The organism is Pedobacter agri PB92 (assembly GCF_000258495.1).
Taxonomy (GTDB): domain Bacteria; phylum Bacteroidota; class Bacteroidia; order Sphingobacteriales; family Sphingobacteriaceae; genus Pedobacter; species Pedobacter agri.
Map to the genome: position 1 here is coordinate 1 of NZ_AJLG01000111.1, position 17,296 is coordinate 17,296.

A 17,296-nucleotide genomic window follows, 5' to 3' on the forward strand; every position below is an offset into this window, starting at 1 on the left:
TAAATTCAGATAACGATTATTATGCTTTGCAGGTTTTGCACCAGCACGAGTATTTAAATTTCTTTTCTAATCAGGAGCAGGAAGAAATTGAGCAGATTGAACAATCACACAAGTTTGAATCTTCTAAAGTTCAGGCGGCAGAAACTGTAGTTCGCTACCAGCACTTAAGTAAACTTTTAGCTGATGTAGTAACCGATAGCGGCAGAGCACAGAAATTCTCTTTTAGCGATAAACTGGATGCGATACTAACCCATAAAGTTTGGGGTTTTGCGATTTTCCTGCTTATCCTTTTCATCATCTTCAACGCTATTTTCGCCTGGTCATCGTACCCAATGGATTGGATTGAGGGAGGGTTTGGCTTTGTAACTGAAATGGGGCATGAATATCTCCCGGCAGGCATGTTAACCGATTTGCTTTTAGATGGCGTTATCGCTGGTCTCGGCGGGATCTTTGTTTTTATTCCTCAAATTGCGATATTATTTGCCTTCATTTCAATTTTAGAAGATACCGGTTACATGGCGAGGGTTACTTTCATGATGGATAAAATCATGAGCAAAGTAGGCTTAAATGGTAAATCGGTAGTGCCAATGATCGGAAGCTTAGCTTGTGCGGTACCCTCAATTATGGCTGCCAGAAATATCGAAAACTGGAAAGACAGGATGATTACCATCATGGTTACACCATTAATCAGTTGTTCGGCAAGGCTTCCTGTTTATATCCTGATCATTTCGCTGATTATACCTTCCGAAAACCTTTTTGGCATTTTCAATATGCAGGGCTTAGCATTAATGGTGATGTATCTGGTTGGAATTGTTGCTGCTGTCCTTGTGGCCTGGGTAATGAAGTTCATCATTAAAACCAAAGAACGTTCTTACTTCATTATGGAGTTACCGATCTATCGCATGCCAAGATGGAAAAACGTTTTCTACACCATGTATGAGAAATCGAAAACCTTCATCATCGAAGCCGGTAAAGTGATCATCGCCATTTCCATCATCCTTTGGGTAATGGCTACCTTTGGTCCAGGCGATCGTTTTGAAAATATCGATAAAAAATATGCTTCTGCATTAGCTGATACTACCAGAAATACGGCGCATATCGAAACGCTTATCGCGACAGAAAAGTTAGAAAACTCCTATGTTGGCATTTTAGGGCATTGGATTGAGCCAGCCATCCGTCCGCTGGGTTACGATTGGAAAATTGGCATCGGCCTAATCACTTCCTTCGCTGCCCGAGAAGCATTTGTGGGTACTATGGCTACCATTTATAGCGTAGACGGTGGCGATGAAGATACCTCAACCATCCGCGAGCGCATGGAGGCCTCGGTAAACAGCAAAACGGGTTTGCCGGTTTATACCTTTGCAACCGGAATTTCGCTCATGCTCTTTTACGCCTTTGCCATGCAGTGTATGAGTACCGTAGCCATCGTTTACCGCGAAACAAAAGGTTGGAAATGGCCCATTATTCAGCTTAGTTACATGACGGCAATGGCTTATGTTGCAGCCTTAATCGCTTACCAGTTACTGAAATAATTGTTGCAGAGCAGGTTTCTCCGCACCTATTAACGTTTGCACCCGCTTTCCGTTTTACTCCGCTCACAGCAGAAAAAGCTGTGGCTTCGTGCTCACTGCAATCGGGTCTAATAAAAAATTATTATACAAATATTAAAAGTTCAATCGCCTAAATTTTGAAGTTTCGGTATTTCTTCTGTTAACTTTAGTCTTTACTCTTTCAACTCTGCACTCTCCACTTTCAACTTTGAACTTTCCACTTCCCACGCTTACCCCAGTTCAATCTGCCTTTTAATGCTTTCTTCAAGCGAAATTAAAGTTTCCGTACGTTGAATTCCATTCACAGCCTGAATTTCTTCATTTAGCACATGTCGCAAATGATTGGTATCTCTACAGATAATCTTTGCGAACATACTGTAAGATCCGGTGGTATAGTGAAGCTCAACTACCTCTCTGATTTTACTCAATTGCGCCACAGCATCTTTATACTGAATTCCCTTCTCCAGATAAATACCTAAAAACGCACAGATGTCATAACCGGCCTTTTGCGGATCGATAATGAGATGAGATCCCTTGATAATACCCATTTCCTGCAATTTCTTCATCCTGACGTGGATTGTACCTCCGGAAACGATTAAATCCTTTGCAATTTCAGTATATGGCTTTGTGGCATCCTGCATCAATTGTTTTAATATGTCGATGTCGAGGTTGTCAATTTCTAAATTGGAATTGTCTTTTTTAAGCATATTTTTGAATTATGATAAGCGAATTTACAAATATTTATCAATATTATAAAAATAAAATTAAATGTTTAAAATATTTGCAAGGTATTGAATGTTCTTTTACATTTGTATCAAGCAATTAACAAAAAGGGAACGTTCTTTAACAAATTGTTTAACATAATGTAGGGTGGTGAAACAGGCAGACACACCTCCTTGTCTCGGTGGCGGAGAATAATGGGAAAACCAGCAATGGCTAACCACTCCTTGAAGGTTCGATTCCTTCCCCTACAGCAGCTTAGTCTGGAGTCCTTAGTCTGAAGTCATGATTAGACTATGGATTAAAGACTTCAGACTAAGGACTAAAATGTTGGGTGGTGAAATTGGCAGACACGCCTCCTTGTCTCGGTGGTGGGGAATAATGGGACAAACGCAGTTTATTGGGTTGACCACAATTAATTTTTTGAACTGTAGCTAACTACCCCTTGAAGGTTCGACTCCTTCCCCAACAGCATTTTTTATGAATAATAAGTTAGTTAATTGAGCAATCCTGGATAGGTTGCTCTTTTTCTTTTTAAGCTTATTTCAAAAAGCACGAATCGCAGCTAACCTATTTCTTATCTGATTTTACTCAAATAATTCCTATATTTCCGGTTGTTGAATGTGTAGCGCTATTAATGAAGAAAAAAATCCAGATAAAAGATATTGCGAATGAATTGAATATATCCATTACCACAGTATCATTCGTAATCAACGGTAAGGCTAAGGAGAAAAACATCAGTAAAACACTTACCAAAAAAGTACTCGATCTTGTTGAGAAATGGGGTTATCAACCCAATACCCTCGCTAAAAGTTTGCGAACAGGTAAAACAAATGTAATTGGCTTCTTAGTGGATGATATATCCGAGCCTTTTTTTTCCAGCATTGCACATTTTTTGGATCAGAAAGCTTCAGAAAGCGGATATAAAATTTTATTTAGCAGTACGCATAACAATCACAATAAAGCGGTTGAGCTACTCCAGATTTTTAGAGACAGGCATGTAGACGCATATATTATGGCTTTGCCAGAGGGACTGGAACAGGAAATCAAAAACCTGATTCAAACGAATGTTCCTGTGGTATTATTCGATCGTTATGTGCCCGACCTGGAAACCGATTACGTAGTGATTGATAATATTGAAGGTACATACAATGCCACACAGCATCTAATCAATAATGGCTATAAAAATATCGGCTTCATTACGCTTGATACTGACTTGCAACAGATGGTAGATCGCGAAATTGGATATGAGCGGGCAATTAAGAAGCACGATCTACCATTAAAAGTTAAAAAAATTAAATACCGAAATGCAGATCTGGGTTCGATAGCGCAGATGACGAGTTTTTTCGAAAGCGAAAAACAACTTGATGCGGTTATTTTTGCCGCGAATTACATTTGTTTGGATGGCTTAAGAACCTTCAAACAAATGGAAGTTAATGGTTTAGCTCCAAAACTTGCTTTAGTATCTTTTGATGATTTCGAATTGCTTGAATTTTATAAACCTGCTATCACCGCTATTGCTCAGCCCGTGCAGGAAATTGCTGAAAATTTGATGAAAATATTATTATCTAAACTTAATGCGAACGATAGCAGTAAACATTTTAAACAGGTGGTTCTCTCCACGAGTCTAAATATTAGAGAATCTACGGAGCGGAAAAAGTTAGGATAAAAAAAAGAGGAATAAGTATTTGCCTATTCCTCTTTGGTATGTTAATAATGGTATTAAACCGTCATTACATCTTTTTCTTTAGCTTCTGCATGTTTATCAACCTTTACAATGTAAGCATCGGTTAATTTCTGAACTTCTGCTTCACCGGTTTTAATTTCATCATCAGAAACACCATCACCTTTTAATTTTTGAATTTTGGTATTGGCATCTTTACGGATGTTACGAACCGTAACTCTTCCGCGTTCAGCTTCTTCTTTTACCTTTTTAACTAAATCCTTTCTACGTTCTTCAGTTAGTGGAGGTACCACCAAACGGATCACAATTCCATCATTTTGTGGATTGATACCAATATTCGCAACTTGTATCGCTTTTTCAATAGTTGTTAAAAGCGATTTTTCCCAAGGCTGGATCACAATAGATCTGGCATCAGGCGTGTTGATACTCGCTACTTGAGCCAGCGCTGTAGAAGCGCCATAATAATCTACAAAAATACCATCGAGCATACCTGCTGATGCTTTACCGGCTCTAATTTTCGTTAATTCTGATTCACAATGATCGATTGCCTTATCCATCGAAGATTGAGCATCCATTAATTGCAATTGTATGAGTTCGTTCATAATGTGTGTATTTCTACAAAAATAATATTTTTCTAAAGGTTATTTAACCAAAGTACCAATTGGCTCACCATTGGCAATTTTCATAAAATTACCATGTTTGTTCATATCAAACACAATAATTGGCACCTGGTTTTCCTCACAAAGCGTAAAAGCAGTCATGTCCATTACATTCAAACCTTTAGCATAAACTTCTTTGAATGAAATTTCTTCATATTTAGTTGCCAAGGGGTCTTTTTCAGGATCTGCAGTATAAATTCCATCAACGCGTGTTCCTTTTAGTACGGCATCAGCTTTAATTTCAATTGCTCTTAGTGCAGCTGCAGAATCGGTAGTGAAGTAAGGGTTGCCGGTTCCAGCGCCAAAAATGACTACACGCCCTTTTTCTAAGTGACGAACTGCTCTTCTACGAATAAACGGTTCACAAATCTGTTCCATTTTAATCGCAGTGAGTAAACGGGTTTTAATACCCACTTTCTCCAGGGCATCTTGTAACGCCATTGAGTTGATTACCGTTGCCAACATCCCCATGTAATCTGCTTGTGCCCTATCCATCCCGCTTTTCTCGGCGCTTAGGCCTCTGAAAATATTTCCACCACCAATTACGATTGCAATTTCCAAACCTTTATCGTGAACGGCCTTGATATCTTCAGCGTACTGCTTAACGCGTTCATTATCAATACCATATTGTTTATCGCCCATTAGCGATTCGCCGCTAAGCTTTAGTAGGATGCGTTTGTATTTCATGACTTCAAAAATATTAACATTTTTTTAATACCTGGCTATGCTTTTAAACAAATGATGTAAATATTTAGATTGATATTTGTTCGCCCTTAAAAATAGTCGACTTTAAATTTAATGCTTCGTCCAAAATCAAAATATTGGCTTCACTTCCGGCTGCAATGCCCGATGTTAAATGCTCAAGACCGATAAGCCGGGCGGGATATTTAGTGGCCATGTTAATCGCTTCGCATAACTCGATCTCACAATGCGTTACGCAATTTTTAACCGCTTTTAACATCGTCAACGACGAGCCTGATAATGTTCCGTCGGGCATTACAAATTTATCGCCATTTTTCACGTGTTGATAAGGTCCGGATGCGCATTCTGTAACGGCATCGGTAATTAAGAATAAACGTTCTTTTAATAGTTTCTTCGCAAATTTTACCACTTCAAAATCAACATGCTGGCCATCGGCGATAATACTTGCCATTGCCCGATCATGGTTAAAAACCGCCGTTGGAATACCCGGTTCACGGTGGTGAACCGGACTCATGGCATTGAATAAATGTGTTGTGGTTTGGATGCCACTATTGTATGCTGAAGTAGCCTGTTCAAAAGTAGCGTTACTATGCCCAAGTGAAACCAAAACGCCATGATCAAGCAAATATTGAATCACTTCATCATCATTGCACTCGGGCGCAATGGTCATCATTTTAATCACACCATCACCAAAATCCAATAATGCTTTTATTTCATCTAATGTTGCCCGTCGCACAAATTCCGGCACATGAGCGCCTAAACGTTTAGGGTTCAAAAATGGACCTTCCAAATGTAAACCCAAAAAGTTTCTCGCCTGCTGGCGATATTGTTTTGCCGTGGCAATACAGGCATTGAAAACTTCCGGCGTATTGGTTGCCATACAGGCCAGGAAGCCTGTTGTTCCCCTTTTTAGCAAATCATCTTCCATGATCGCCAAAGATTCAAGCGTTGGTTCTGCAGAAAACAATCTTCCACAAGCACCGTATATTTGTAAATCAATAAAACCCGGAACAACCAACACATCAGATGAATTTTTAGATTCTGAATTTTCTATTGATACGATTTTACCATCCTGAATATTTATGCTTTTTCCTTCTTGTAACCAATCGTTCAGGTAAAATTTTGTGTTTGATAGATTTAGCATAGATTTATTTTTAATGGGCCTAATTTACTAAGTTGGTAGCGAAATTTTGGTGTTTATGCAGAAACTGCAATCATAAACCCGATAGCGTGGAAATACTTTTTGTTGCACTGTCATAATAGATTGCCACGTCGTTTCTAATCGCAATGACGATGTAGGAAAAAAAAATGAAGCCAAAAAGATTGAAATAATAGCGGGGCTGCAGTTTCCGAAGGATAACATACCTTTCGTTTTCTAAAAAATAATAAGCATAAAAAAACCGCCCTGATATACATCGGGCGGTTTTCTATAATTTTATATGTGCTTATGCACCTAGTTGAACACGTTTGAAAGCTGTTACAGTTAAGCCTTTAGCAGTGCTATCTAAGAATTTACGAACATCCATAGAACCGTCTTTAACAAACTCTTGGTTTAATAAAGTACTGTCTTTGTAGAATTTGTTCAATTTACCAGCAGCGATTTTCTCAACCATTTCTTCTGGTTTGCCTTCTTGACGGATAACGTCTTTAGCAATTTCGATTTCACGTTCGATAGTAGCAGGATCAACACCGTCTTTATCAACAGCAACCGGGTTCATTGCAGCAATTTGCATTGCCACATCTTTACCAGCTTCAGTAATATCTGCACCGTTAGCACCTTCAAATACTACCAATACACCCATTTTACCGTTAGAGTGGATGTAAGAAACGATTTTCTCACCAGAAACATTTGCATATTCCTGAATAACGATTTTCTCTCCGATTTTACCAGTAAGTTCAGTGATGGTTTCCGCAACCGTACGTCCATCTTCTAAAGCGATAGCTGATAATTCTTCGATAGTAGCAGGGTTGTTAGCTACTGCAGCAGCTAAAACAGCCTGAGCTAAATTACGGAAATCCTCAACTTTAGAAACTGGCTCAGTTTCGCAAGCTAAAGCAACTAATTTGCCGTTTGTACCATCTGCTGAAACAGCGATTGATACCAAACCTTCAGAAGTAGCATTGCCAGAACGAGCGGCAGATACTTTTTGACCTTTTTTACGCAATAAATCAACAGCAGCTTCGAAATCGCCATTAGCTTCAACTAAAGCTTTTTTGCAATCCATCATACCAGCGCCAGTTTGTTGGCGTAGTTTATTTACATCTGCGGCAGTAATTTGTACTGTAGACATTTTTAAAAATTTATAAGTTCCTTAAAATGTTAAAAGTTACAGGTTACAGGTTGCGGGATTTACCTACAACCAATAACCTATAACTCATAACTTAAATTATTCTTCTGTTTTAGTTTCTTCTGATGAAGATGCTTCAACTTCTGCTTCAGCAGCTTTCTTGCGTCTTGGTTCTTTAACCTCTGGCGCATCAGCCGCAGCTTTAGCAGCTACTGCTTCTTTTTCTGCCTCATCATCTTTTTCGCGTTTACGCTCATCTAAACCTTCTTCAATCGCTTTGATAATTACATCAGTAATTAAAGAGATAGATTTTGTAGCATCATCATTCGCCGGAATTGGGAAATCGATGTTTGAAGGATCAGAGTTTGTATCAACCATCGCAAAAGTTGGGATGTTTAATTTTAACGCTTCAGTTACTGCGATGTGCTCTTTCTTAACATCAATTAAGAATAAAGCTGCAGGTAAACGGTTTAAATCAGCAATACCACCTAAAAGTGATTCTAATTTAATACGCTCACGCTGAATCATTAAACGCTCTTTTTTAGATAAGATCGCATAAGTACCGTCTTTAGTCATTTTATCGATGTTAGACATCTTTTTGATTGACTTACGAACTGTAGCAAAGTTAGTTAACATACCACCTAACCAACGTTCAGTTACGAAAGGCATGTTTACTTTTTTAGCTTGCTCAGCTACGATTCCTTTAGCTTGTTTTTTTGTTGAAACAAATAATACTTTACGTCCTGATTTTACGATTTGTTTAATCGCAGCCGCAGCTTCTTCAGTTTTAGTTAAAGTTTTATTTAAATCTATAATGTGAATTCCATTACGCTCCATGAAAATGTAAGGAGCCATTTTTGGATTCCATTTACGGGTAAGGTGACCAAAGTGTACACCTGCATCCAATAAGTCTTGATAAGTTGTTCTTGCCATTGTCTTTGCCTCCTGTGATTAACGTTTACTGAATTGGAATTTCTTACGAGCTTTAGCACGTCCTGGTTTCTTACGCTCAACCATACGCATATCACGCGTCATTAGGCCTTTAGCACGTAATGCAGGTTTTTTCTCCGCATCTAGTTCAACAATCGCTTTAGCAATAGCTAAACGAACAGCTTCTGCTTGTCCTTTTACTCCACCACCTTGAACGTTTACAGTAATATCATAACGACCTGTAAGCTCAGAAACTTCTAAACTTTGGTTTACGATATATTGCAAAGGTAAAGTTGGGAAATATTCTTTGTGATCTTTACCGTTAACGGTAATTGCGCCAGCACCATCTTTTAAGTAGATACGTGCAACAGCTGTTTTTCTTCTTCCTGAAGTGTTAGTAACTGACATTTCTTAAAGTTTAATGGTTTTTGGAGATTGAGCTGCATGAGGGTGAGTTTCACCTGCATACACAAAAAGATTGGTGTAAAGTTTTTTACCCAATTTAGTTTTCGGTAACATACCACGTACCGCTTTCTCGATTACACGTTGAGGGTGTTTCGCCATTAACTCCTTAGGAGAAATAAAACGTTGACCACCTGGATAACCAGTATAAGAAACATATTGCTTTTCGCTGAATTTGTTTCCTGTCAATTTAACCTTGTCTGCATTGATAACAATCACGTTATCTCCGCAATCTACGTGTGGGGTGTACTCAGGCTTGTTTTTACCACGGATGATCATAGCGATCTTCGATGACAAGCGCCCCAAAATCTCGCCTTGCGCATCAACAACAATCCACTGTTTGTTAACAGTTTTCGCATTGGCCGAGACAGTTTTGTAACTTAACGTATTCACTTGCTTGTATTTAATTTATTAAACAATTTATTATTCCCATTCAATTTGGGACTGCAAAGATAGATAGAATACTTTTATTATCAAACAGTTGAAGAGAAAAATTTGAAAGTTATGAGTTAAAAGTTTTAAGTCACGGTCTAGTGCATGGAGATTTTAGCTGGTTTTCATGCTGATTCAAAGATTTCTGCTAATTTTATTTAACGCTTATTTAATCAAATGATGTTCAACATTGAATTTTTATCTTCTTTAGGAAAAAAAACTGAATTGCAAAACCGAAACGGATTGGAAGTAATTAAATACTGTAAAGAAATTGATTGGTTGCAAGAATGGAAAAATTATTACCACGCATACCGGAGTAGCGAATATATTCCTTATGAAGACTATTGGTTTTTAGATATTTCAGATCCAGAAAACAAACGTAACTTAGATGTTTCCTGCAATTATATTGATGAGCGAAATTTACTGGAAGAGAACTTGAGCCTGATTGTAACTTTTTCCTGGTATAGTTTGGAGAAAGCGGGCTGGTTTACAAAACTCCTTACCAAACGCGAACACACAAAGGTTTGGGATGCAAGACACTCAAGTGAAATTTCAAGTCAAGATTTGCCTGAAATTGTAAAATGGTTTGTAGATGGAGATATTTCACAACTTGATTTAATCTTGCCAACCCCAGGTGAATTTCAATTTGATGTAGATTAGTATTTAAGCTCATTTATTTCTAACGTCTGTAATTATTCCTCCAGAATTAAATCAACTATTGCTTTTACCTTTTCTTCTCTGTTGTTATAATCTCCGCTAATCAAAATGTAACTTATCTTACGTCTTTCCAGTTCAGCTTTGAAAAGGTGAAACATTTCTAATCTTTTATCACCGAAATCCCGAAGATCATCAGCAATCCACGCTACATCAATATCGAGCAAAAAATATACGTCATATACAATTTCGTTTTCGAGCCTGCTTAAAATTTCAGGTATTACATTTAAATATAGCTTTGAATAAATTTGAGTGGTGATCAAATCTGTATCACAAAAAAGGATTTTGTTGGAAATTTTGGTTTTATCCTTTACCCTTTGAGTTTGTGCTTTTCCTATTTTAATAATGTCATCAACTGAAATATCATTTGAAGTGATCAGTTCTCTAGCTACTTCCGGAACAAATTCAGTTTGATAATAGGAAGCCATCTTTTCAGCCAATGTCGATTTCCCTGTACTTTCCGGACCGTAAAAGCAAATACGTTTTACAAAATGAGGTTTAACTACATCGGGAATATATTCCCAAAATCTGAAAGGAAAATTGCGGATCATCGTGGCAGAAACAGGGGTTTTGTTTCTCTTTAAATCAAATAAAATATGCCTGGCCTTCATGTTTAACGCAAAGGGCTCTCCATATTCTTCCGAGCTGATAAGGACGTCAATTTTAGGATAAACTTCTTTCATGCGTGTCGCCCAAATCTTTGTTCGGGGTTCAAGCATGAGCTTTTCATCATCAAAATCATCACAAATAATTGCAGATTTTATTTTGGGTTCATCTTTAAAAATTTCCTCAATCCAGCTAAAACGTAATTTGGCCTCAATGGGATCATTAGGTGTAAAACTCATCGAAATAATAAGTTCATCACACTGTGAAGCGGCAAAGTTAATAAGCGAAATATGCCCATTATGGATAGGCAGAAACTTTCCGATTACGAGCCCTCTCTTCATGCGGCTTTATCATAACTTTTGTATTCCTTCATCCAGTTCCACAAAGCAAAAGCGGCAATAATGGTGAAAACGATATATTCCACACCAAAAAACATCGCTCCTTTTAAAAAATACAAATAGGTGGCTACTATGTCAATCATTAGCCAAATGATCCAGCATTCAATTCGCTTCTGTATCATCAAAAAAGTAGTAATTACGCTCATCACTAAAATAAAAGAATCTACAAAAGGATATGCACTTGGTAAATTAAACAACATTGGGAACCAGTTGTGCAACTGACTCGCCAAAGCGCCTATCAGTATTGTTCCGGCAATGCCGATTAAAAGCCAGGTATAAAATTGCTTTCTGGGCATAAAACTCACCTTCAATTCCTTTCTCTTGTCTTCTTCTTCAGGCTTTGGGTTAGCCCATCGCCACCAGCCTAAAATATTGGTTACAAAAAAGAAAGCCATTAAAAACATATCAGGATAAAGCTGAATTTGGTAATAGAAAAAAGCCGATAGAAACACATTTACAATTCCTACGGGCCAGCTCCAAATGCTCGCTTTAGCCGAGAGGATGACAGAAAGAACACCCGTTACTACGGCAAAAAACTCCAGGTAACTCATTGGGTAACCTAAGACGGTGAAAAAGATACTGTGGGTGTTGAAAAAATCCATAGTCGAATGCCGATTATAAACAAAGTTCTAATCTATAATTTATTAATGGAGTTCAAAACAAGCCACAAACAAAAATCAAAAGTGTAATGTTATTTTAATAAGCAATCAACTTTCTAACCGAAATAATTAATTATAGCATACTGCCCGTTCGATAAAATTGCTTTCTTGCTACTATAATTACTGGCAATTTATCTAAGTTTGTACATATTACATGGGAAAACAGAAATTTTATGATACTGCGATTAAGCAGGAACGAGCCGTTTTGGTTGGAGTAGTTACGCCAGGCGAAAAGGATGAGCAAACAAAAGAATATTTAGATGAATTAGCTTTTCTAGTTGATACAGCGGGAGGAAAAGTAGAAAAGGTGTTTACTCAAAAAATGCTTAAGCCTGAACGTGCAACTTTTGTAGGTACGGGAAAATTAGAAGAAATTAAAGCTTACGTTAAATCGGAAGAAATTGATACCGTTGTTTTTGACGATGAGTTATCACCTTCACAATTGCGAAATATCGATCGTGAATTGGGCGTTAAAGTGCTAGATCGAAGCAACCTGATCCTGGATATTTTTGCCAGCAGAGCACAAACCGCTCAGGCGAAAACTCAGGTAGAACTGGCCCAATTACAATACGTACTGCCACGTTTAACGGGTATGTGGACTCACTTAGAGCGCCAGAAAGGTGGTATTGGAATGCGTGGACCTGGGGAAACGCAGATTGAAAGTGATAGACGTATCATTTTAAATAAAATCTCATTGCTTAAAGAGCGTTTAAGAAATATCGACAGACAAAATGAAACGCAGCGTAAAAACCGTGGTCAACTAATTCGTGTAGCTTTGGTTGGTTATACCAACGTAGGCAAATCAACCATTATGAACATGCTTTCAAAATCGGAAGTATTTGCGGAGAATAAACTGTTTGCTACCTTGGATACAACCGTACGAAAAGTAGTAATTGAAAATTTGCCTTTCTTACTCTCAGATACCGTTGGTTTTATTCGCAAACTGCCCCATCATTTGGTGGAGTGTTTTAAATCTACACTGGATGAAGTTCGCGAAGCAGATTTATTAATTCACGTAGTTGATGTATCGCATCCAAATTTCGAAGACCAGATTAATACGGTTAATGAAACATTGAAAGATATTGGCGCCATTGATAAAGACATGATTTTAGTGTTTAACAAAATTGATGCATACGTTTCACCAGAGGTTGAAGATGAGGATGACGATGGTAAACTGAGCATTGATGAATTTAAGAAAAGCTGGATGAGTCATGGAAAAGTACCTGTTTTGTTCATTTCAGCAACAGAAAAAGAAAATATAGAAGAGTTTAAAAATTTGTTATACGATAAGGTAAAGGCGGCACATATTGCCAGATATCCTTACGATAGTAATTTATTATATTAGTAAATAAACCGTCATTGCGAGGTACGAAGCAATCTCCTTAAGATAAGATTGCTTCATGCCTCGCAATAACGAAAAATAAGATTTATGGAAAGTAAACGTCAGCAAAAATTTGCAGGAGTACTACAAGAGGAGTTAGCACAGGTTTTTCAGCGTGAGGGTGCTGCATTCTTGCCAAATACATTGGTTACCATTACCCGCGTACGCGTATCGCCAGATTTGGCGGTGGCAAAGGTATATTTGAGTTTTTTCAACACAAACAATACAACGCTTTCCATTAATACGGTAAACGCTCATGCTGGCGAGATCAGGTATAAATTAGGGGCGAGAATTCGCCATCAGGTTAGGGTGGTGCCAGAACTTACATTTTTTGTAGATGATACAAATGAATATGTAGAACGCATGGATCATCTGTTCGATAAAATAGCAAAAGAACCGAGACAAAAAGAAGAGGGCGAAGAATAATAACCGTGAGGAAATTAAGAGAACCCGTAAACTTCTTTACGCATTTTATACCCGCATTGGTAGCGATACCGGCGGGTTATTTTTTGCTTGAAAAATGTAATACTCCAATTGAATTTACTGCTGCGTGGATATATAGCATTGCGACTTTCATTTTATTTGGCGTAAGCGCAATCTATCATGGTTATCCGGCAACGGATTATGGAATACGCTTTTGGCAAAAATTTGATCATTGCTGTATTTACCTCATGATCGCCGGCTCCTATACACCTACAGCTTTGTTGGTATTTGATGGCTGGTTAAGCTGGGGATTATTTGCCATTGTGTGGATCATAGCCATTACGGGTTGTCTGCTAAAAATCTTCAACAAATTAAAAAGCACAGCTATCTCACTTTCCATTTACATTTTGATGGGATGCCTGATTGTTCCATTATTGCAAAAAATGCTGGGCACCTTGCCCATTGGAGCAATTTTCTGGTTGCTTTTTGGAGGTTTATTTTACATTGGAGGAACTTATTATTATGCCAAGGATAAACAAATGTACCGATGGATGCACAGCCATGAGCTTTGGCATTTATTCGTAATTGGCGGAGCATTATCTCATTATATTTATAATTACGTTTATATTTTCAATTAATTCGTTAATGAAACCCTTCGAGCAAATTATTTATTCAAATACACCAGCAATAGGAAAAGTTGTAGATTTTGATCCCACAAAGGACAAACTTCTACCGCTGGATTTTACATCCAATAACAAAGAATTAACTGATGAAATTTTAGATGACACGGATTTGTTCAGCAATTTCATTAATCAGAAATTAAAAGATAGCGGTGCTTGTTATGGAATTGGCGGATATGATGAACATCGAACCATTTATTCCAGAAGCACTCATTTTGATACGGAGGAAGAACCCCGCCGCCTACATTTAGGTGTTGATATCTGGGGACCAAGCGGAACGCCTGTATACAATTTCTATGATGCCCGGGTGCACAGTTTTGCAAATAACTATCATTTTGGTGATTATGGTGCTACCATCATTCTGGCTTATGAAATTGATGGATTGACATTTAATGCACTTTATGGCCATTTAAGCGCCGCTTCTTTGAAAGGGCTTGAACCCGGACAGTTCATTTCAAAAGGTGCAAAATTTGCTGAATTTGGCATTCAAAAAGAAAATGGTGGCTGGCCTCCACACCTCCATTTTCAAATTATACAGAACATGTACGGCTTAAAAGGCGATTACCAGGGCGTGTGTAAGTTTAGTGAAAGAGAAAAATATCTAAACAACTGCCCTGATCCAAATGTAATACTCAAGGCTACCTTTGAAAACGAACATAGCACCAGGTTTTAGATGTTTTCAATTACGGTCAGCATTTTTTAGTAAATTAGTGAAATGAGAAAGTTAATTACCATAATCTTAATTTTTTGCTGTTCGGCCGTGATGGCGCAATTACAGTTTAAAACGGGCAAAGATGGTTTTACTTCATTTTTAAGAGAAAACACTATATATCCTGCCTTTTCAAAAAGCAATTGTGTTCAGGGTACCGTGAACATTAGTTTCAAGCTCGATAAAGACGGGCGAGTGTATTCCTCGAGAGTAACCAAAAGTATTTTAAGCGAACTTGATGAAGAAGCTTTGAGACTGGTTCGCATGAGTAGCGGCAAATGGAAAGTACCTGCAGGTTACGATACCACAACTGCGGTTGTAGTGCCGGTAAACTTTAAACTCTCAGGTTATAACTGCGAACGTAAATCAAGCAAAGATATGCAGGATGCCATTCGAAGTTACCAGGCTGAAGAAGGATTGACGAATTCAGTAATTAATTTCTATAAGAACATCGACAAAGCAAAGCCAGGCCAGGAAGCTCAGATTATAGCCATTAAAAATCAACTGGGTATTGACGACGAATATCTCCAGGAAAGAATTAATAACGGATTAAAGAAAATTAAGCAAGGCGATAAACAAGGGGCCTGCGAAGATTTTTTGTTTGTTAAACATATGGGTAGTAGTTTAGCAGACCAGTATCTAGCCAAATACTGCAAATAAATGAGAATTACTACCAAGCTTTTTGCCCTTCTTGATGTTGTTAGCATTTTACTTCTTTACAAACAGTTCTGGGGTATTATCACGCATCTGAATGAAATTCCCGATCAGGTGCTTTCTCAGGTAAGAGTAATTTTGACTTTGCCTTTATTCGTTTCACTTTTTCTTTCTGCAATCGGCTTGTTCTTATTTAGAAAGTTTGGCTTTATAACTTATTATATCCAGTTTCCATTCAGGTTAATTGTGTGGATATTCTCTATTGGCTTCATTACTTTCCTGCCGGAGGTTTTAAATCTCGAGGAAAGGTGGTTTGACATTCTATTTAAAGTCTGCTTCATTGCTGAATTTTTTAGATTGTATTTTACCATCCAGATCCACCGCAACGAGCTGAACTAAATGATTACCGTAATGGCCTCAGGTAAAATCTTCGCTTCAACTGCATTTATCTTACCAATGTATTCTCCATCAACCTGAAAATGCGCTTGATGTTTAGAAGATATCTTCACTTCTGAAATCTGAAAAACTTCAATTTTTTTAGGGTTGAAGGGTAGCCTGGTGAGCCATATTTTCAGAATTTCAAGGTAGGAGTAATCCTTTACCAGAATAATTTCGAAAAGATTATCGTCCAATTTACCATCTGGATTTATTTTTAAACCCGAGCCATACATGGTTGCATTTGCTATAGCCACCATGGCTGCTTTTGATCGGATGATTTCGCCATTTATATTTAACTCTACCTCCATTCTTTTATGGTTCCATAGGGCATGCCAGGTAGCTTTGGCATAACCCCACATTCCACGTTGTGGAAGTGTGTCAAATTTTTTAACCAGATAGGCATTAAACCCTAAATCGGATAAATGAATACAAATTTCATCATTTAGTTTAACTACGTGAATTTTTTGAAGCTTTCCGGTTTCCAATAAATTTAACGCATCCTCGATCTCTGTTGGTATTCCAAGTTCCTTTGCCATTCCATTTGCGGAGCCGGCCGGAATAATGCCTATTGGCGTACCGGTATGTAGCAAACATTCAGCAACCAGTTTTAGTGTACCATCGCCACCTACGGCAACAACTCTGTCGGCTTTCGATTGATCAATTTTTGCTTTGATCTTATCCAAAGAACAGTCGTCAGGAAGTTCAAATAAGTCTATTGCTGTTTCCTTATCTGAAAAATATGTAGAAATTACTTCCTTCAAATTAATATCATGACTACCTGAACCTGGATTGATGATGAATAGTAATTTCATGTTTTGGCTATAAATGCGTTACATCACAAACAACTTTTAATTCACTCTGTTTTAATGGCAATGAATAAATCTGTTAGTGTAAAAATTTATCACGGCTACGGGCACAAAAACAACCTGGTGGTTTATGGTCATGTTTTTAAACGCAAGGCTAAGGCAGCACAGATTTTTAGCAACAATATTTTCGTTAATATCATTCATCTCTTTAAGCTTTTTGTACTCAAACCCTATGCATTTGTGAGGGTAAGGCTGCAATTTTTTGATCAAACAATTGATAACAAAACCGAGCACGATGGTTTTTTTAAATTTGAATGGAAGGCACTACAGGATGTGGAAGCTGGCTGGCATTTTGTAAAGGTTGAAGCCATAGACGAAAATGACAACGTATTAAGTAGTGT

General features: G+C 37.8%; 20 protein-coding genes, 2 tRNA genes and 1 pseudogene. 12 read left to right on the forward strand and 11 right to left on the reverse strand.

The genetic code is table 11. The annotated features are described in order from the left end of the window. The coding region (feoB, locus tag ON09_RS15620) for a ferrous iron transport protein B (protein ID WP_010601998.1) at nucleotides 1-1,532 on the forward strand (1,532 nt) is incomplete at its 5' end. 248 nt (nucleotides 1,533-1,780) lie between these two features. On the opposite strand, the gene ON09_RS15625 is transcribed toward feoB, so the two are convergent. Then, on the reverse strand, nucleotides 1,781-2,257 hold the full coding sequence (locus tag ON09_RS15625; RefSeq protein ID WP_010601999.1) for an Lrp/AsnC ligand binding domain-containing protein: 477 nt from the start codon (nucleotides 2,255-2,257) through the stop codon (nucleotides 1,781-1,783). A 157-nt stretch (nucleotides 2,258-2,414) separates the two neighbouring features. Between ON09_RS15625 and ON09_RS25215 the strand changes: the two genes are divergently transcribed. The 3 genes from ON09_RS25215 (at nucleotide 2,415) to ON09_RS15630 (ending at nucleotide 3,939) form a co-directional block, all read left to right on the forward strand. Then, nucleotides 2,415-2,524: transfer RNA gene (locus ON09_RS25215), tRNA-Asp, on the forward strand. A gap of 74 nt (nucleotides 2,525-2,598) precedes the next feature. Continuing rightward, nucleotides 2,599-2,742 (forward strand) — tRNA-Asp (locus ON09_RS25220). Between the two features lie 165 nt (nucleotides 2,743-2,907). Beyond that, a complete protein-coding gene (locus ON09_RS15630; RefSeq protein WP_010602000.1) occupies nucleotides 2,908-3,939 on the forward strand; it encodes a LacI family DNA-binding transcriptional regulator in 1,032 nt (343 codons plus the stop codon). 53 nt (nucleotides 3,940-3,992) lie between these two features. Here ON09_RS15630 and frr read toward each other — a convergent pair whose 3' ends face one another. The 7 genes from frr to rplM form a co-directional block, all read right to left on the reverse strand. Then, nucleotides 3,993-4,556: a ribosome recycling factor gene (frr, locus tag ON09_RS15635; RefSeq protein WP_010602001.1), complete on the reverse strand. Its 564-nt coding sequence runs from the start codon at nucleotides 4,554-4,556 to the stop codon at nucleotides 3,993-3,995. Between the two features lie 39 nt (nucleotides 4,557-4,595). Further along, nucleotides 4,596-5,300, reverse strand: coding sequence for a UMP kinase (gene pyrH, locus ON09_RS15640; RefSeq protein ID WP_010602002.1), 705 nt, complete (start codon nucleotides 5,298-5,300; stop codon nucleotides 4,596-4,598). A 64-nt stretch (nucleotides 5,301-5,364) separates the two neighbouring features. After that, nucleotides 5,365-6,459, reverse strand: coding sequence for an N-acetylglucosamine-6-phosphate deacetylase (gene nagA, locus ON09_RS15645; protein ID WP_010602003.1), 1,095 nt, complete (start codon nucleotides 6,457-6,459; stop codon nucleotides 5,365-5,367). Nucleotides 6,460-6,760: 301 nt separating this feature from the next. After that, entirely contained in the window at nucleotides 6,761-7,606 is an 846-nt protein-coding gene (tsf, locus tag ON09_RS15650) for a translation elongation factor Ts (protein ID WP_010602004.1), read from the reverse strand. A 96-nt stretch (nucleotides 7,607-7,702) separates the two neighbouring features. Continuing rightward, nucleotides 7,703-8,536 carry a 30S ribosomal protein S2 gene (gene rpsB, locus ON09_RS15655; RefSeq protein ID WP_010602005.1) on the reverse strand — a complete coding sequence of 278 codons (834 nt, stop codon included), beginning with the start codon at nucleotides 8,534-8,536 and terminating at the stop codon, nucleotides 7,703-7,705. A gap of 18 nt (nucleotides 8,537-8,554) precedes the next feature. Beyond that, nucleotides 8,555-8,941, reverse strand: coding sequence for a 30S ribosomal protein S9 (gene rpsI, locus ON09_RS15660; protein ID WP_010602006.1), 387 nt, complete (start codon nucleotides 8,939-8,941; stop codon nucleotides 8,555-8,557). Nucleotides 8,942-8,944: 3 nt separating this feature from the next. Further along, on the reverse strand, nucleotides 8,945-9,388 hold the full coding sequence (gene rplM / locus ON09_RS15665; protein ID WP_010602007.1) for a 50S ribosomal protein L13: 444 nt from the start codon (nucleotides 9,386-9,388) through the stop codon (nucleotides 8,945-8,947). Nucleotides 9,389-9,604: 216 nt separating this feature from the next. Here rplM and ON09_RS15670 point away from each other — a divergent pair, with 216 nt between their 5' ends. Beyond that, the gene (locus tag ON09_RS15670) at nucleotides 9,605-10,087 is read left to right on the forward strand and encodes a hypothetical protein (RefSeq protein WP_157258979.1); all 483 of its coding nucleotides are present in this window, start codon (nucleotides 9,605-9,607) and stop codon (nucleotides 10,085-10,087) included. A gap of 32 nt (nucleotides 10,088-10,119) precedes the next feature. Here the strand turns inward: ON09_RS15670 and ON09_RS15675 are convergent, their stop codons facing one another. Then, nucleotides 10,120-11,088, reverse strand: coding sequence for an AAA family ATPase (locus tag ON09_RS15675; RefSeq protein ID WP_010602009.1), 969 nt, complete (start codon nucleotides 11,086-11,088; stop codon nucleotides 10,120-10,122). Beyond that, complete coding sequence (gene pnuC, locus ON09_RS15680; RefSeq protein WP_010602010.1) at nucleotides 11,085-11,747, reverse strand: nicotinamide riboside transporter PnuC; 663 nt, start codon at nucleotides 11,745-11,747, stop codon at nucleotides 11,085-11,087. Before pnuC ends, ON09_RS15675 begins: the two co-directional genes overlap by 4 nt. Nucleotides 11,748-11,958: 211 nt before the next feature. On the opposite strand from pnuC, the gene hflX reads away from it, so the two are divergent. The 6 genes from hflX to ON09_RS15710 all read left to right on the forward strand — a co-directional run bounded on the left by hflX (nucleotide 11,959) and on the right by ON09_RS15710 (nucleotide 16,050). After that, complete coding sequence (gene hflX, locus ON09_RS15685) at nucleotides 11,959-13,149, forward strand: GTPase HflX (RefSeq protein WP_010602011.1); 1,191 nt, start codon at nucleotides 11,959-11,961, stop codon at nucleotides 13,147-13,149. A gap of 84 nt (nucleotides 13,150-13,233) precedes the next feature. Next, entirely contained in the window at nucleotides 13,234-13,611 is a 378-nt protein-coding gene (gene rbfA, locus ON09_RS15690) for a 30S ribosome-binding factor RbfA (protein WP_010602012.1), read from the forward strand. Between the two features lie 5 nt (nucleotides 13,612-13,616). After that, nucleotides 13,617-14,246, forward strand: a complete 630-nt coding sequence (gene trhA, locus ON09_RS15695) for a PAQR family membrane homeostasis protein TrhA (protein ID WP_157258980.1) — start codon at nucleotides 13,617-13,619, stop codon at nucleotides 14,244-14,246. 7 nt (nucleotides 14,247-14,253) lie between these two features. Next, nucleotides 14,254-14,961, forward strand: coding sequence for a peptidoglycan DD-metalloendopeptidase family protein (locus tag ON09_RS15700; protein ID WP_010602014.1), 708 nt, complete (start codon nucleotides 14,254-14,256; stop codon nucleotides 14,959-14,961). A 42-nt stretch (nucleotides 14,962-15,003) separates the two neighbouring features. Continuing rightward, nucleotides 15,004-15,657, forward strand: coding sequence for an energy transducer TonB (locus ON09_RS15705; protein ID WP_010602015.1), 654 nt, complete (start codon nucleotides 15,004-15,006; stop codon nucleotides 15,655-15,657). After that, nucleotides 15,658-16,050, forward strand: a complete 393-nt coding sequence (locus ON09_RS15710; protein ID WP_010602016.1) for a hypothetical protein — start codon at nucleotides 15,658-15,660, stop codon at nucleotides 16,048-16,050. On the opposite strand, the gene ON09_RS15715 is transcribed toward ON09_RS15710, so the two are convergent. After that, nucleotides 16,047-16,901: a diacylglycerol/lipid kinase family protein gene (locus ON09_RS15715; RefSeq protein ID WP_010602017.1), complete on the reverse strand. Its 855-nt coding sequence runs from the start codon at nucleotides 16,899-16,901 to the stop codon at nucleotides 16,047-16,049. The genes ON09_RS15710 and ON09_RS15715 overlap by 4 nt on opposite strands. A 60-nt stretch (nucleotides 16,902-16,961) precedes the next feature. Between ON09_RS15715 and ON09_RS15720 the strand changes: the two are divergent. Beyond that, a pseudogene (locus ON09_RS15720) lies at nucleotides 16,962-17,296 on the forward strand (App1 family protein); the annotation flags it as partial.